Source organism: Pseudoponticoccus marisrubri (assembly GCF_001482405.1).
Taxonomy (GTDB): domain Bacteria; phylum Pseudomonadota; class Alphaproteobacteria; order Rhodobacterales; family Rhodobacteraceae; genus Pseudoponticoccus; species Pseudoponticoccus marisrubri.
The window spans coordinates 14,658-28,993 of record NZ_LPXO01000008.1; the positions used below are offsets into that span (position 1 = coordinate 14,658).

The following is a 14,336-nucleotide window of genomic DNA, read 5'->3' on the forward strand; positions in this document are numbered from 1 at the left end:
TGCGGGCCTAGCACGCCTCTCCGAACCGGTCCGCCACCAGCGCGGCCACCGCATCCGCCAGCGCCTCGGCATCCGGACCCGAGGTCTGGACCTCAATAGTGGTTCCTTTGGCGGCTGCCAACATCAAAAGCCCCATGATGCTGTCGCCGCTCGCGGACATGCCGTCGCGGGTGACCTCGGCGGTGGCGTCGAACCCCTCGACCACCTCGACGAACTTGGCCGAGGCACGCGCGTGCAGCCCCTTCTCGTTGACGATCTTCAACGCGCGGTGGGTAGGCGTATCACTCATGAGACAAGTCTTTCTTCGCAGCCCGAAGCCCGGTCAGGAGCTTTCCGGCGGTATGTTCTGGCTGTCAATGTATTTCCGCCCCGCCTCCATGGCCGAGCGGACCGCATCGGGCACCGCCAGCTGGCGGCTCTTGGCCAGCTTGATCAGCATCGGCAGGTTGGCGCCGTAGAGGATGCGCCGCCCCTCGGGCCGGCAGGCATCCAGCGACAGGTTCGAGGGCGAGCCGCCGAACATGTCGGTGACCACCACCACGCCCTGCCCGGTATCCACCGCATCCGCCGCGGCGGCGATCTCGGCCTTCTTGCGGCCGCGGTCGCAATCCGCCTCGATCGAGATCGCGGTCATGCCGGGCTGCACGCCCACGACATGTTCCACGGCCGCGAGGTATTCCCGTGCCAGGCCGCCATGCGCCACAATCACGATTCCGATCACGCAACTGTCCTTCCAGAGGCGGAGGTCGCGACGGGGCCCGTCGGGCCGCCGATCCGCTCCAGTTCCCGATGCCTAATTGACACCCGCCACCCCTCCTGTGCAAGGGCACCGGCGATGATTTGCGCAAGGGCAACCGAGCGGTGCTTGCCCCCCGTACAGCCGAAGCCGATCGAGAAATGCGCCTTGCCCTCCTCGATGCAGCCGGGCAGCACGAAGAGGATCAGCTCCTGCACCCGCTCCTTGAAGCCGGGATAGCGCGGATCCTCCGAGATGTGCCGCGCCACGCGCGGGTCCAGCCCGGTGAGCGGGCGCAGCTCGGGCTGCCAATGCGGGTTGCGCAGGAAGCGGCAGTCGAAGGCCATGTCCAGACCCTGCGGCAGGCCGCGCTTGTAGGAAAAGGAGTGTATCGAGATCGCCATGCCCTGCCCGGTCGAGGAGGCGAACCAGCCCTCGACCTCGGCACGCAGCTCGTGCACCGTCAGCGCGCTGGTGTCGATCAGGATGTCGGCGCTGTGGCGCACGTCCTCGAGCAGGGCAAGCTCGCGCGCGATCCCGTCGGCCGGGGTCTCGTCGGGCGCCAGCGGGTGGCGCCGGCGGGTTTCCGAGTAGCGCCGCGCCAGCACGTCCGGATCGCAATCGAGATAGAGCAGGTCCACGCTGAGCGAGCCCCGCTCGATCAGCATGGCGCGCAGTTCCAGAAGCCCCTCGGCGCTGAAATCGCGGTTGCGCACGTCGATCCCCAGCGCCAGCGGCCGGCCGGGCCGGTCGCCGCCCTCGGCCAGGCGCGGGATCAGCGTCAGCGGGATGTTGTCGATTGCCTCGTAGCCCAGGTCTTCCAGCGTGTTGATCGCAGTGGAGCGCCCGGCCCCCGAAGGGCCGGTGACAAGCACGACACGTTGGCTGGACCGCTCAGGCTGGGTCGTCATCTCCGTCTCTCCGGTCGTATGTCAGATAATGGACGAGGCTTGCGGGAAAATAGGGAGACGCGGAGTTGTGAAGCAAGGGGAAGTCCAGCCCCAGCACCCGATCGCTGCGCCGCCGTGGCAGCCGTGCCGCCTCCTCCCGGTCGAGGTCGAGGATCGCAACCAGCCGGGCCGGGCTGGCCACCGGCGCGTGCAGCAGGCCGAGGCCGCGCGCCTCGATGAGCCCGCGGATCGCCGGCGGCACGTCCAGCCAGACGGTGTTGGCCTTGCGGGTCAGAATTGTCCGGTCATCGGCCACCAGCGACGCGCCGCGGCACATCATCTCCAGCGCCAGCCCTGATTTTCCGCGCCCCGAGGCGCCGCGGATCAGCAGCGCGCGGCCGCCAACGGCGACCGAGGTCGCGTGCACGATCAGCGGCCCGGACGGCGGCACCGGGTTCAGATCGGCAGGCCGACGACGAAGCGGGCGCCCAGCGGCTCGGAGGTGACATCGGCCTCGGTCGGGCGGATGTTCTCGGCCCAGATCACGCCGCCATGCGCCTCGACGATCTGCTTGGAGATGGCCAGCCCCAGCCCGGAATTGTTGCCGAAATCCGATTGCGGGCGCGAGGTGTAGAAGCGCTTGAAGATCTTGGTCAGCGCCTCTTCGGGGATGCCGGGGCCGGTATCCTCGACCACGACCAGCACGCGGTTCTCGCGCCGGCGCGCCCAGACCCGGATCGCGTCGCCATCCTCGCAGAACGAGATCGCGTTCGAGATCAGGTTGACGAAGACCTGCGCCAGCCGCGGCTCCAGCCCGTGAATGGTGATCGGGCGCTTGGGCAGGTCGGTGATGAACTCGATCCCCTTCTGCCGCGCGTCCTGGCCCAGAAACTCGCCAAGGTTCCCGATCATCTCGAGCAGATCGAATTCCTGCTCCTCTTCCTTGACCAGCTCGGAATCCAGCCGCGAGGCGTTCGAGATGTCGCTGACCAGCCGGTCCAGCCGGCGCACGTCATGGTCGATCACGTCCAAGAGCTTCTGCCGGTGCTCGTCCTTCTTGACCATGCGCAGGCTGCCCACGGCCGAGCGCAGGCTGGCCAGCGGGTTCTTGATCTCGTGCGCGACATCGGCGGCGAACTGTTCGTTGGAATCGATCCGGTCATAGAGCGCGCCCACCATGCCGCGCAGCGCGCCGGACAATCGGCCGATCTCGTCGGGGCGCGCGGTCAGGTCGGGGATGCGGATCCGGCCCGGCGTGCGGGTGCGACGGTTGCGGTCGCGCCCGATCTCGGCCGCGTCGGCCAGGTCCGAGATCGGGTTGGAAATGGTCGAGGCCAGCACGAGGCTGAGCCCTATCGAGACCAGCGTGGCGATGACGAACATCTGCAGCACGCGCTCACGCTCGGCGGCGACGGCGGCGTCGATCTCGGTCGCGGTCGAGACCAGCGCCACGGTGCCGAGGATCAGCTCGCCCTGACGGATCGGCGAGAGCGCGTGAAACAGCGTCTCGCCCGCGGGGCCGGTGCCCGCCTCGACGCGGGTCACGGCCGGGTCGCCCGCCTCGATCATGCGGCGCAGGCGATCCTCGAGCAGCAGCTCGGGCGTGTCGTCGAAATAGGTGAACAGCCCCGCGACCCCGCGCCAGACCGTGTTCAGGAAATCCGAGATCAGCGTGGGCTGGCCGTCCTGCGGCTCCACCGGGATGGCGGGGGGCACGCGGCCCGCGGCCTCGCCCACGAGAAAGCCGCCATTGTCGTAGATCAGCAGCTGGCTGCCGCTGCGCAGCTCGAGCCCGGCCAATGTGCCGGGCAGGTCCAGCCCGTCCGAGGTCCCGAGGCTGACCGGCGCGCCCTGCGGCAGCTGCGCCTCGAACACGTCGGCGATCAGCTCGACCTCGGCCTGCATGGCGTTGACGCGCTGGATGGCCAGCGTGTCGCGCGACGAGTTCAACCAGAGAATGCCCGCCACGAGCACGTTGAGCGCGATCAGGTTGAAGGTGATGATCTTGCGGGTCAGCGGCGAACGGTTCAGCGAGAACAGACCACGCCGGGCGCGGCTGTCGCGCAGCTCCTTCTCCACGGTGCTGTCCGGGGCGACCCAGTCGTCGCCCAGGACCACGTCCGCGTCACGGCGATCACCGTCGCCGCCCTGCTGCGTGCCAATCCGTTCGGCCAAGGCCATCGATCACTCTTCGTTGTAGCGGTACCCGATGCCATACAGCGTCTCGATCGCCGAGAACTCGGGATCGACGCCGCGCATCTTCTTGCGCAGCCGCTTGATGTGGCTGTCGATGGTGCGGTCGTCGACATAGACCTGGTCGTCATAGGCCACGTCCATCAGCTGGTCGCGCGACTTGACGAAGCCGGGGCGCTGCGCCAGCGCCTGCAGCAGCAGGAATTCCGTCACGGTCAGGGACACATCGCGGCCCTTCCAGCTGACGGCATGGCGCAGCGGGTCCATCGTCAGGCTGCCGCGGGTCATCAGCTTGGTCTCTTCGGTATCGCCCACGATGTCACCGGCCACCGCCTCCTGCCGGCGCAGCAGCGCGCGGATGCGTTCGACCAGCAGGCGCTGGCTGAAGGGCTTCTTGACGTAATCGTCGGCGCCCATGCGCAGGCCCAGCACCTCGTCGATCTCGTCATCCTTGGAGGTCAGGAAGATCACCGGCATCTTGGATTTCTGGCGCACGCGCTGCAGCAGGTCCATGCCGTCCATGCGGGGCATCTTGATGTCGAACACGGCCATGTCCGGCATCTTCTTGTTGAAGGCGTCGAGGGCGGATTGCCCGTCATTATACGTCTCGACCTCGAACCCCTCTGCCTCAAGGGTCATCGACACGGATGTCAGGATATTCCTGTCATCGTCCACAAGGGCGATTTTCGACATGGGTGGATTCCTTGTTCTGCTCTGGTTGCCTGTTTTTTTCCACAGTATGGAAGATTTTACCCTTTACAACAATGCCAAACTGCGAATCAGGCCACCATCCGGGGCTCATCACAGGCGAATTTGGCAAAGGAATGGCTAAAAAGCCGCAGTCCGGTCGAATGATTTACATTTCGCATCGGCGGGGCTCTGCCTTGGTATCGCTAACCGGAACTTTGTAGCGCTAACTGTGCCGATGCGTCCTGTTCACTCCGGAAAGCCGCGTGTTAAACAAACTTTCATCGGCGGCGCGTTCGCCGCACGATACTTACACGACCAGGCGCGAGCGACAGGAGCACGGCAGATGGCATTCGGACGGGTGAACCCGCAATTCCGGCTTGAAGATCAGGGGATCGAAGGGCTGGGCAATGTCTATTACAACCTCATGGAGCCGGCCCTGATCGAGGCCGCCCTGAAACGGGGCGAGGGCACGCTGGGCAAGGGTGGATCCTTCCTCGTGACCACCGGCACCTATACGGGCCGGTCGCCCAAGGACAAGTTCGTGGTGCGCACCCCCTCGGTCGAGGAGTCGATCTGGTGGGAGAACAACCAGCCGATGGAGCCCGACGCCTTCGACCGGCTGCATGCCGACATGCTGGAGCACATGAAGGGCGGCGACTACTACGTGCAGGACCTTGTCGGCGGCGCCGACCCGGCCAACGCGATCGACGTGCGCGTGATCTCGGAACTGGCCTGGCACAACCTGTTCATCCGCCACATGCTGCGCCGTCCCGATCGCGAGGACCTGGACAGCTTCACCGCCGATTACACGATCATCAACTGCCCGACCTTCAAGGCCGACCCGGCGCGCCACGGCTGCCGGACCGAGACGGTGATCGCGCTGAATTTCGACAAGAAGCTGATCCTGATCGGCAACACGGAATACGCGGGCGAGAACAAGAAATCGGTCTTCACCCTGCTGAACTACATCCTGCCCGGCAAGGGCATCATGGCGATGCATTGCTCGGCCAATCACGCGCCGGGCAACCCGGTGGACACGGCCGTCTTCTTCGGCCTGTCGGGCACCGGCAAGACCACGCTCTCGGCCGATCCCGAGCGCGTGCTGATCGGCGATGACGAACATGGCTGGTCGGATCGCGGCACCTTCAACTTCGAGGGCGGCTGCTATGCCAAGACCATCAAGCTGTCCCCCGAGGCCGAGCCCGAGATCTATGCCACGACCGAGAAGTTCGGCACGGTGATCGAGAACATGGTCTACGACCCCGAGACCTTCGATCTGGATTTCGAGGATGACAGCCTGACCGCCAACATGCGCTGCGCCTACCCGCTGCATTATATCTCGAACGCGTCGCGCACGGCGCTGGGCGGGCATCCCAAGAACATCATCATGCTGACCTGCGACGCCTTCGGCGTGCTGCCCCCGATCGCGCGGCTGACGCCGGCGCAGGCCATGTACCACTTCCTGTCGGGCTTCACCGCCAAGGTCGCCGGGACCGAGCGCGGCGTGACCGAGCCCGAGCCCACCTTCTCGACCTGTTTCGGCGCCCCCTTCATGCCGCGCCGCCCCGAGGTCTACGGCAACCTGCTGCGCGACAAGATCGCCAAGCACGGCGCGACCTGCTGGCTGGTCAATACCGGCTGGACCGGCGGCGCCTACGGCACCGGCTCGCGCATGCCGATCAAGGCGACCCGGGCGCTGCTGCATGCAGCACTCGACGGTGCGCTGGCCGATGCCGAGTTCCGCAAGGATCCGAATTTCGGCTTCGAGGTTCCGGTCCGGGTCGAGGGCGTGCCCGACATGCTGCTGGACCCGCGCAAGACATGGGACGACAAGGCAGCCTATGACGCGCAGGCCGACAAGCTGGTGCAGATGTTCGCCGACAATTTCGCGCAATACGTCCCCTATATCGACGAGGACGTGAAGGCCGCCGCCATCGGCTGAGCCTTCCTCGCGTGACGGCATCGCCCCGTCGCCCCCTTGTCGGGGCGGCGGGGTCTTGCTGTCGGGGCCCCGGGGTAGGGGAAACCGGGCTCAAACCGGCGCGTCGGCTGTGCTAGGGCTGGGGCCGTCCCAGATTGCAGGAGACCTGTCGATGATCCGTTGCAGCCTTGCCGCCCTCTGCCTTGCCGGCACCGCCCAGGCCGAAGGCGCATCCTTTGCCGAGCCGCCGATGATCCTGCTGGATCACGGCGTGATCTGCGAGATCGAACTGGACGGCCATCGCGAGGCGCCGGGCACCGAATCCGGCCGGCTGAACATCGTGGACCAGGACCAGGCGCTGGACCTGACCACCGCCGCGGTGCCCGCGCAGATCGGGCTGAGCTTCGGCATCCGCGCCACGCTGGAAGACGGGGTCGACCCGGGCGATGTCGAGGTGGTGGTCACCCACCCGCCCATGGGTCCGCGCAACATCACCGAAGAACGCTGGGATGCCGAGATGACGCCCGGCGACATCGCGCTGAACCTGTTCACCTTCGAATACGATTACGAGCTGGTGCAGGGCCCGTGGAGCTTCCAGCTGCGCCGGGATGACCGGACGCTGCTGCGGCAGGACTTCGTGGTGGGCCCGCGCGACAGCGTGCCGGTGGTGCAGGACACGTGCTTTACCGCGCTGATCATGTCCTGAACGGGACGCACCGGGGCCCATGCCCCGGCGCGACCCGAAGGCTCACGCGGCGCGCAGGCCCAGGATCTGGCGCGCCTGTTCGGGTGTGGCGACGGGGCGGTCATATTTCTCGCAGAGCGTCACCGCCCGCGCGACCAGCGCGGCATTCGAGGGCGCCAGCGTGTCGCGATCCAGCCGGACATTGTCCTCGAGCCCCGTGCGCGTGTGCCCGCCCTCGGCGATGCACCACTCGTTGACCTCGACCTGGTGGCGCCCGATGCCGGCGGCGCACCATTCCGCGTCCGGCGCCAGCCGCTGCACCGTCTTGATGTAATAGTCGAACACGTCGCGGTCACAGGGCATGGCGTTCTTCACGCCCATCACGAACTGCACGTAGAGCTGGCCGGGAATGCGCCCGTCGCGGTTCATCTCGGCCGCCTTGAAGATATGGCTGAGATCGAAGGCCTCGATCTCGGGCTTGACCTGGTAGGTGCGCATCTCGCTGGCCAGCCAGTCGACGAGGTCGGGCGGGTTCTCGTAGACGCGGGTGGGAAAGTTGTTCGACCCGACCGAGAGCGAGGCCATGTCGGGCGCCAGCGACAGCATCCCGCCGCGCGCCTGCCCCGCGCCCGATCGCCCGCCGGTGGAGAGCTGGATGATCATGCCCGGGCAGTGCTTTTCCAACCCTTCCTTCAGCCGCGCGAAGCGCTCGGGATCCGAGGTCGGCGTCTCGTCATCGTTGCGCACGTGGCAATGCGCGATGGACGCGCCGGCCTCGAAGGCGGCCTGGGTGCTTTCCACCTGTTCCTCGATGCTGATCGGCACGGCCGGGTTGTCGGCCTTTCGCGGGACCGACCCGGTGATGGCCACGCAGATGATGCAGGGTTTCGTCATTCCCGTTCTCCTTTTCTTGCGCGCGAAACTGGCGCGACGGGGCGGCGGGCGCAAGTCCCCGCGGCCGCCCGCCCCCGGCACGCACATTACACGTCGAAGAACACCGTCTCGTCATCGCCCTGCAGGCGGATGTCGAAGCGATAGACCCCTTGGCCGTCGCGTTCGCTGCGCCGCGCCAGCAGCGTGGCGCGCCGACGCTCCCATTCGATGAGGTTGAGCACCGGGTCGGCCGCGTTGGCCGCGCTCTCGTCCTCGAAATAGAGCCGCGTGTTCAGCCCGATATTGATGCCGCGCGACACGATCCACAGGCTGATATGCGGCGCCTGCGGGCCGATATTGCGCCCTGGGGTGGGCCCCGGCTTGACCGTGTCGAAGCCCCATTCGCCGGTCTCGAAATCGCAGATCACCCGGCCCCAGCCGCGGAACCCTTCCTCGACCGGGCCGCCGCCCTCGGGATGGGCGTAGTACCCGTCTGCATTGGCCTGCCAGGCCTCGATCAGCACGTCCTTGACCGGGCTGCCGGTGCCGTCGATCACCACGCCCTCGATGCGGATCCGCTCGCCCCGCGCGTTCGGACCGGCAATGTCGTGGCCGAGCTCCTGCGCGTAGATGCTGAACCCCGCCGCGCCGGGGGCCAGGCCGATATGCACGTAAGGCCCCGCCGTCTGCGACGGGGTTTCCCTGAGATAGTCGAGTTTCTGCGCCATGGCTCAGTTCCCCTCCAGGCGGTTCTCGAACAGGGTCGAGCGGCGGCCGCGCAGCACGATGTCGAACCTGTAGGCGATGGTGTCGAGCGGGATCGTCGCGTTCATGTCCAGCACGGCGACAAGGCTGTCGATCGCGTCCGGGTCGGGGATCGTCTGCACGATCGGGCATCTGGCGATCAGCGGATCCCCCTCGAAATAGCATTGCGTGATCAGCCGCTGCGCAAAGCCGGTGCCGAAGATCGACAGGTGGATATGCGCCGGGCGCCAGTTGTTCACCGTGTTGCGCCACGGGTAGGCGCCGGGCTTCACCGTGCGGAAAAAGTAGTACCCGTGCTCATCGGTCAGCGTGCGGCCGCAACCGCCGAAATTCGGGTCGATCGGCGCAAGGTAGGTGTCCTTCTTGTGGCGATAGCGCCCGCCCGCATTGGCCTGCCACGCCTCGACCAGCGTGTGGGGCACCGGGCGGGCATTCTCGTCCAGCACCCGGCCGTGCAGGATGATCCGCTCGCCGATGGCGCTCTCGCCCGGCCGGGCGTAGTTGTAGATCATGTCGCGATCCAGCGGATCCACATCACCATGCCCGAAGACCGGGCCGGTGATCTCCGAGACCGAGCTCTGCAGGCTGATCAGCGGGTAGCGCGGCGAACGCGCGACGGATGTCTTGTAATCGGGCGTCAGGGCCGGCGGGTGCCGCCCCCGGTCGCGCTGGTAGAATTCGCCGTCCTTGGGCATGGCTGTCTCCCTCGTCTTGCCCCGCAAGGGGTCACGTCTCGTCCATCTCGGCATAGGTGGCCTTGGCCAGCTTCAGCGCGTGGTTGGCGCGCGGCACGCCGGCATAGATCGCCACATGCTGGAACGCCTCCAGCACGTCGGTCTTCGAGGCCCCGGTGCGCGCCGTGGCGCGAATATGCATGGGGATCTCGTCGAAATTGCCCAGCGCGGCCAGCAGCGCCAGCGTGATCATCGAGCGTTCGCGGTCGGTGATCCCGTCCGAGGCCCAGACCGTGCCCCAGGCCCCCTCGGTGATCAGCCTCTGGAAGGCGTCGTCGAAGGGGCTGCGCGCGGCCTCGGCGCGGTCCACATGGGCATCGCCCAGCACGTGGCGCCGCACCTGCATGCCGGTCTCGTACTTGTCTGTCATCCGATCTCCTCCGGCCGGTCCGCTCAGTAGGGCAGGCCCACGTAATTGGTCGCCAGCATGGCCTGCGCAGAGTCGATGCTGGCCAGGTGTTCGATCTCGGCGCGCTGGATGCGCAGCTCGTAATCGTCGGTATCGGGGAACCGGTGCAGCAGCTTGGTCATCCACCAGCTGAAACGCTGGGTCTTCCACACCCGCCGCAGCGCGGTTTCCGAATAGGTTGCCATCGCCGCGGGATCGCGGTCGAGATAGCAGGCCTTGAGCGCCTCATAGAGGTAATGCACGTCCGAGGCGGCGGTGTTCAGCCCCTTGGCCCCGGTCGGCGGCACGATATGTGCCGCGTCGCCCACCAGGAACAGCCGGCCATACTGCATCGGCTCGCAGACGAAGGAGCGCAGCGGCGCCATGCTCTTCTCGATCGAGGGGCCGGTGACCAGCGTCTCGGCAAAGCGTTCTGGGATGCGGCGCTTGAGCTCGGCCCAGAAGGCCGCGTCCGACCAGTCCTGCGGATCGTCGGCCATCGGGGCCTGCACGTAGTAGCGGCTGAGCGTCTCGTTGCGCATCGAACACAGCGCGAAGCCGCGCGTGGAATTGGCGTAGATCAGCTCGTGATGCACGGGCGGCGTCTCGGACAGGATGCCCAGCCAGCCGAACGGGTAGAGCTTTTCGAACTCGTGGCGCTTGTCGGCCGGGATCGCCTGCCGCGACGGGCCGTGAAAGCCGTCGCAGCCCGCCACGTAGTCACAGCGGATTTCCTTGCGCTGGCCCTCATGGGTGACGCTGACGGTGCAGCCGCCCGCCTCGTCCAGCCCGGCATTGACGATCTCGACATCCGCGACCTCGTGCAGCGTGGGGGCGCCGACCTTCTCGCGCGCCTCGTAGAGATCGCGCGTCACCTCGGTCTGGCCATAGACCATGACCGAGCTGCCGGTATGCTGGCGGAAATCGATGCGCGTCTCGAAATTCTCGAAGCTGATCAGCGTGCCGTCATGCGGGTAGCCCAGCCGGTCCATCCGCGTCTCGACACCGGCCTCGTCGAGCAGCCGCAGGAAACCCTGCTCCAGCACACCGGCACGGATCCGGCCCAGCACGTGGTCGCGCGTGCGCCGCTCCAGCACGACCGCGTCGATGCCAGCCTTGTGGCACAGCTGGCCCAGCAGAAGGCCTGACGGGCCGCCGCCGATGATGCAAACCTGTGTTTTCATGCTGTCTCTCCCTTTGGCCACGTTATAGTGAACCAAACAGACGCGTAAATTGACATCTCGTGCGATTTGGTTGACCAGAATGGAAAGCAATCGGCAGCTCGCCCGGATCAAGACCCGGCACCTGGAGGGCTTCGCGGCCATCGCGCGGCATGGCAGCCTCAAGGCGGCCTGCGCCTCGCTGCATCTCAGCCCGCCGGCCCTGTCCAAGACCCTGAAAGAGCTCGAGGAGATCCTCGGCGTCACGCTGATGTCGCGCGACCGCGGCGGTGTGCGGCTGACCCCGGAGGGCGAGGTCTTTCTCGAATTCGCCGGTCAGAGCCTTGCCGCGCTGCGCCGCGGGGTCGAGGGGGTGGCCAGCCTGCGCCGCGGCGGGGCCGAGCTGTTACGCGTGGGCACCTTGCCCAGCGTCGCCGCGCGGCTGATGCCGCCCGCCGTGGCCCGCTTTGCCGAGCTGTCACCCACGACGCGGGTGGTTCTGCGTGACGGGGCCCATGGCGCGCTGACCGACGAGCTGCGCGCCGGGGCGCTGGACATGGTGATCGGCCGGATGGCCGGGCCCGAGGCGATGCAGGGGTTGTCCTTCACGCAGCTCTACCTTGAACGGGTGGTCTGCGTGGCCCGTCCCGGCCATCCCCTTGTCAGCGCCGCGGGGCTGAACCCGGCCGACCTGTCGGGCTGGCCGGTGATCTACCCGCCCGAACGCGCGGCGATCCGTCCGCTGGTCGACCGCTGGTGCCTCGCCGAGGGGGTGACCGGGCTGGTGCGGGTGGTGGACTCGGTCTCGGGCGCGTTCGGGCGCAGCTTTCTGCGCGAGTGCGATGCTCTGTGGTTCATCTCGGAAGGGGTGGTCGCGCGCGACGTGGCCGATGGCCGGTTGACCGTGCTGCCGCTGGAGATGGGCCTGACGGCGGGGCCGGTGGGGCTGATGACGCGCCCCGACAGCCTTGCCTCGCGCAGCCGCGACCTGTTCGCGCGCGCCCTGCGCGACGTGGCGGCCCGGATAGGCGATTCCTGACCGAAACGTGGCAGTGATCCACAGGTTTGTCGAGTTGTCACCAATTATTTGCTTTACACCCGACTCACCCGTCAGGCACCATATCTTGTAAGGGCGCGGGCAAAGCCCCGCAGACCCTAGAGCAGGCAGCTAGCGCTGGGGGCGACACGGTCTCCCATCCAGACGGCTATAACAAACGAGGTGGCGGCATGGCCCTGTCCGAGCAATTCCTGAGCGAAGAACTGCACCCCATCGACATCGTCGAGCATATCGCCGAGCACAATGACTGGGATTTCGACCGCGTGGGCGACGACCAGATCGCCATGGCGGTGCAGGGCCAGTGGCGCACCTATTCCATCACCTTGGCCTGGTCGGGAATGGACGAGACGCTGCGCATGATCTGCACCTTCGAGATGGAGCCGCCCGACGACAAGTTGCCGGTGCTCTACGAGGGGCTGAACGCGGTGAACGACCAATGCTGGGCCGGTGCCTTCAGCTACTGGGGCGAGCACCAGCTGATGGTCTACAAATACGGGCTGGCGCTGGCCGGGGGCAATATCGCCTCGGCGGCGCAGATCGACACGATGATCAGCGCCGCGGTGCTGTCCTCGGAACGCTACTACCCGGCCTTCCAGTTGATGGTCTGGACCGACAAGACCGCGCGCGAAGCGCTGCAGATCGCCATCGCCGAGGCCTATGGCCGCGCCTGAGTGATGCGGGGCGCGCCACGGGCCCGCCCGGCGCGCGGTTGGGCAGCAGGGGATGTGAGTATTTGAAAAGAGAAGAAGACAGGGGCGTCGGGATTGCGGCGCCCCTTTGCTTTGCGTAGCCCTGTCACGGAAAGGGAGAGTGCGATGCAGGATAGCGAGATCGCCCGTCGCGGGCTGGTGCTGCTGGGATGCGGCAAGATGGGATCGGCCATGCTGGAGGGCTGGCTGGCGCGCGGCCTGCCCGCGGCCTCGGTCTGGGTGAAGGATCCCGACCCCTCGGACTGGCTGGCCGCACAGGGCGTGCACCTGAATGCCGACCTGCCGCAGGATCCGGCGGTGGTGCTGGTCGCGGTCAAGCCGCAGGTCATGGCGCAGGCCCTGCCGGTGCTGGCGCCCTTGGGCGGGGGGCGGACGCTGTTCCTGTCGGTGGCCGCGGGCATCCCGATCTCGGCCTTCGAGACGCAGCTGGGCAGCGACACGCCGGTGATCCGCGCCATGCCCAACACGCCCGCCGCCATCGGGCGCGGCATCACCGCGATCATCGGCAATGACAGCACGCGCGAGGTGCAGCTGCAGATGGCCGAGGCGCTGCTGTCGGCCGTGGGCGAGGTCGTGCGGCTGGAGGAGGAGGGCCAGATGGACGCGGTGACGGGGGTCAGCGGCTCGGGCCCGGCCTATGTCTTCCACATGATCGAGTGCCTGGCCGCGGCGGGCGCGGTCGAGGGGCTGGACCCCGTGCTGGCTCTGCGGCTGGCCCGCGCGACCGTGGCCGGGGCCGGGGCACTGGCGCAGGAGACCGGAACGGAGCCGGCGCAGCTGCGCCGCAACGTGACCTCGCCCAATGGCACGACGCAGGCCGGGCTGGACGTGCTGATGAACGCGGAGCGCGGCCTGCCGCCCTTGATGCGCGCCACGGTGGCGGCGGCGGCAGCGCGGTCGCGGGAGCTGGCCGATGGCTGAGATCGGCTTCGAGGACTTCCTGAAGGTGGATATCCGGGTGGGCACGGTCACGCGGGCCGAGCCCTTTCCCGAGGCGCGCAAACCGGCCATCAAGCTCTGGATCGATTTCGGGGAAGAGCTGGGCGAGAAGAAGAGCTCGGCCCAGATCACGGCGCATTACGCGCCCGAGGCGCTGGTCGGGCGGCAGGTCATGGCGGTGGTGAATTTCCCGCCGCGCCAGATCGGGCCGATGCGGTCCGAGGTGCTGGTGCTGGGGCTGAGCGACCCTGACGGGTCCATCGTGCTGATCGGCCCCGACCGGGCGGTGCCGGACGGGGCGCGGATGCATTGAGTGTCACACTTCGGGCGCCTTGGGATCGGGCACCCAGCCCGGATCGCGGTCGGGGAAGGACGGGTCCTGTTTCTTGATGCGGCGCGAGATCAGCCGTGCCACGGGCCAGGCGGCCAGAAAGCCGATGCCGGCGGCCCAGGCGATGGCCTGCCAGGCGTACCAGCCGCTGGCGAAGAAGATGATCGTCAGGGCCCCGGTGATGACGCTGCCGGTCATCAGGGTGAGAAAGAGCGATAGGCGGTCCATGAGTTCCTCCTTTCGTGGGGGAACGCAAACCTGGGC

Annotated in this window: 18 protein-coding genes; 6 read left to right on the forward strand and 12 right to left on the reverse strand. The window is 67.3% G+C overall.

What is annotated here, in order from left to right; genetic code table 11:
- Positions 1–7 precede the first annotated feature (7 nt).
- Genes AVJ23_RS13625 through AVJ23_RS13650 form a run of 6 tightly spaced genes read right to left on the reverse strand, consistent with a single transcriptional unit; the run spans position 8 to position 4,512 of the window.
- Positions 8–289 (reverse strand): HPr family phosphocarrier protein, encoded by a 282-nt coding sequence (locus tag AVJ23_RS13625; protein ID WP_058862759.1) that lies wholly within the window; start codon positions 287–289, stop codon positions 8–10.
- A gap of 33 nt (positions 290–322) precedes the next feature.
- Positions 323–721, reverse strand: a complete 399-nt coding sequence (locus AVJ23_RS13630) for a PTS sugar transporter subunit IIA (RefSeq protein WP_058862760.1) — start codon at positions 719–721, stop codon at positions 323–325.
- Positions 718–1,647, reverse strand: a complete 930-nt coding sequence (gene rapZ, locus AVJ23_RS13635) for an RNase adapter RapZ (protein ID WP_058862761.1) — start codon at positions 1,645–1,647, stop codon at positions 718–720. Before rapZ ends, AVJ23_RS13630 begins: the two co-directional genes overlap by 4 nt.
- Positions 1,631–2,077 carry an HPr kinase/phosphorylase gene (locus AVJ23_RS13640; RefSeq protein WP_058862762.1) on the reverse strand — a complete coding sequence of 149 codons (447 nt, stop codon included), beginning with the start codon at positions 2,075–2,077 and terminating at the stop codon, positions 1,631–1,633. Before AVJ23_RS13640 ends, rapZ begins: the two co-directional genes overlap by 17 nt.
- Before the next feature lie 5 nt (positions 2,078–2,082).
- Positions 2,083–3,807, reverse strand: a complete 1,725-nt coding sequence (locus tag AVJ23_RS13645) for a sensor histidine kinase (RefSeq protein ID WP_058862763.1) — start codon at positions 3,805–3,807, stop codon at positions 2,083–2,085.
- A 3-nt stretch (positions 3,808–3,810) separates the two neighbouring features.
- Positions 3,811–4,512: a response regulator transcription factor gene (locus AVJ23_RS13650; protein WP_058862764.1), complete on the reverse strand. Its 702-nt coding sequence runs from the start codon at positions 4,510–4,512 to the stop codon at positions 3,811–3,813.
- 340 nt (positions 4,513–4,852) lie between these two features.
- On the opposite strand from AVJ23_RS13650, the gene AVJ23_RS13655 reads away from it, so the two are divergent.
- Positions 4,853–6,451: a phosphoenolpyruvate carboxykinase gene (locus AVJ23_RS13655; RefSeq protein WP_058862765.1), complete on the forward strand. Its 1,599-nt coding sequence runs from the start codon at positions 4,853–4,855 to the stop codon at positions 6,449–6,451.
- Between the two features lie 151 nt (positions 6,452–6,602).
- Complete coding sequence (locus tag AVJ23_RS13660) at positions 6,603–7,136, forward strand: DUF3859 domain-containing protein (RefSeq protein WP_058862766.1); 534 nt, start codon at positions 6,603–6,605, stop codon at positions 7,134–7,136.
- Between the two features lie 42 nt (positions 7,137–7,178).
- Here the strand turns inward: AVJ23_RS13660 and AVJ23_RS13665 are convergent, their stop codons facing one another.
- From AVJ23_RS13665 to pobA, 5 genes are all read right to left on the reverse strand, one after another.
- A complete protein-coding gene (locus AVJ23_RS13665; protein ID WP_058862767.1) occupies positions 7,179–8,009 on the reverse strand; it encodes a 3-oxoadipate:acetyl-CoA acetyltransferase in 831 nt (276 codons plus the stop codon).
- 86 nt (positions 8,010–8,095) lie between these two features.
- Positions 8,096–8,716, reverse strand: coding sequence for a protocatechuate 3,4-dioxygenase subunit alpha (gene pcaG, locus AVJ23_RS13670; protein ID WP_058862768.1), 621 nt, complete (start codon positions 8,714–8,716; stop codon positions 8,096–8,098).
- A 3-nt stretch (positions 8,717–8,719) separates the two neighbouring features.
- Positions 8,720–9,448 (reverse strand): protocatechuate 3,4-dioxygenase subunit beta, encoded by a 729-nt coding sequence (gene pcaH, locus AVJ23_RS13675; protein ID WP_058862769.1) that lies wholly within the window; start codon positions 9,446–9,448, stop codon positions 8,720–8,722.
- A 31-nt stretch (positions 9,449–9,479) separates the two neighbouring features.
- Positions 9,480–9,857 (reverse strand): 4-carboxymuconolactone decarboxylase, encoded by a 378-nt coding sequence (gene pcaC / locus AVJ23_RS13680; RefSeq protein WP_058862770.1) that lies wholly within the window; start codon positions 9,855–9,857, stop codon positions 9,480–9,482.
- 23 nt (positions 9,858–9,880) lie between these two features.
- Positions 9,881–11,059: a 4-hydroxybenzoate 3-monooxygenase gene (gene pobA / locus AVJ23_RS13685; RefSeq protein ID WP_058862771.1), complete on the reverse strand. Its 1,179-nt coding sequence runs from the start codon at positions 11,057–11,059 to the stop codon at positions 9,881–9,883.
- A 79-nt stretch (positions 11,060–11,138) separates the two neighbouring features.
- Here pobA and pcaQ point away from each other — a divergent pair, with 79 nt between their 5' ends.
- From pcaQ to AVJ23_RS13705, 4 genes are all read left to right on the forward strand, one after another.
- On the forward strand, positions 11,139–12,074 hold the full coding sequence (pcaQ, locus tag AVJ23_RS13690) for a pca operon transcription factor PcaQ (protein ID WP_058862772.1): 936 nt from the start codon (positions 11,139–11,141) through the stop codon (positions 12,072–12,074).
- A gap of 188 nt (positions 12,075–12,262) precedes the next feature.
- The gene (locus AVJ23_RS13695; RefSeq protein ID WP_058862773.1) at positions 12,263–12,763 is read left to right on the forward strand and encodes a type III secretion system chaperone family protein; all 501 of its coding nucleotides are present in this window, start codon (positions 12,263–12,265) and stop codon (positions 12,761–12,763) included.
- 144 nt (positions 12,764–12,907) lie between these two features.
- Complete coding sequence (gene proC, locus AVJ23_RS13700) at positions 12,908–13,723, forward strand: pyrroline-5-carboxylate reductase (RefSeq protein ID WP_058862774.1); 816 nt, start codon at positions 12,908–12,910, stop codon at positions 13,721–13,723.
- Positions 13,716–14,054, forward strand: coding sequence for a tRNA-binding protein (locus AVJ23_RS13705; protein WP_058862775.1), 339 nt, complete (start codon positions 13,716–13,718; stop codon positions 14,052–14,054). Before proC ends, AVJ23_RS13705 begins: the two co-directional genes overlap by 8 nt.
- A gap of 3 nt (positions 14,055–14,057) precedes the next feature.
- Here the strand turns inward: AVJ23_RS13705 and AVJ23_RS13710 are convergent, their stop codons facing one another.
- A complete protein-coding gene (locus AVJ23_RS13710) occupies positions 14,058–14,300 on the reverse strand; it encodes a hypothetical protein (RefSeq protein WP_058862776.1) in 243 nt (80 codons plus the stop codon).
- Positions 14,301–14,336: the final 36 nt, after the last annotated feature.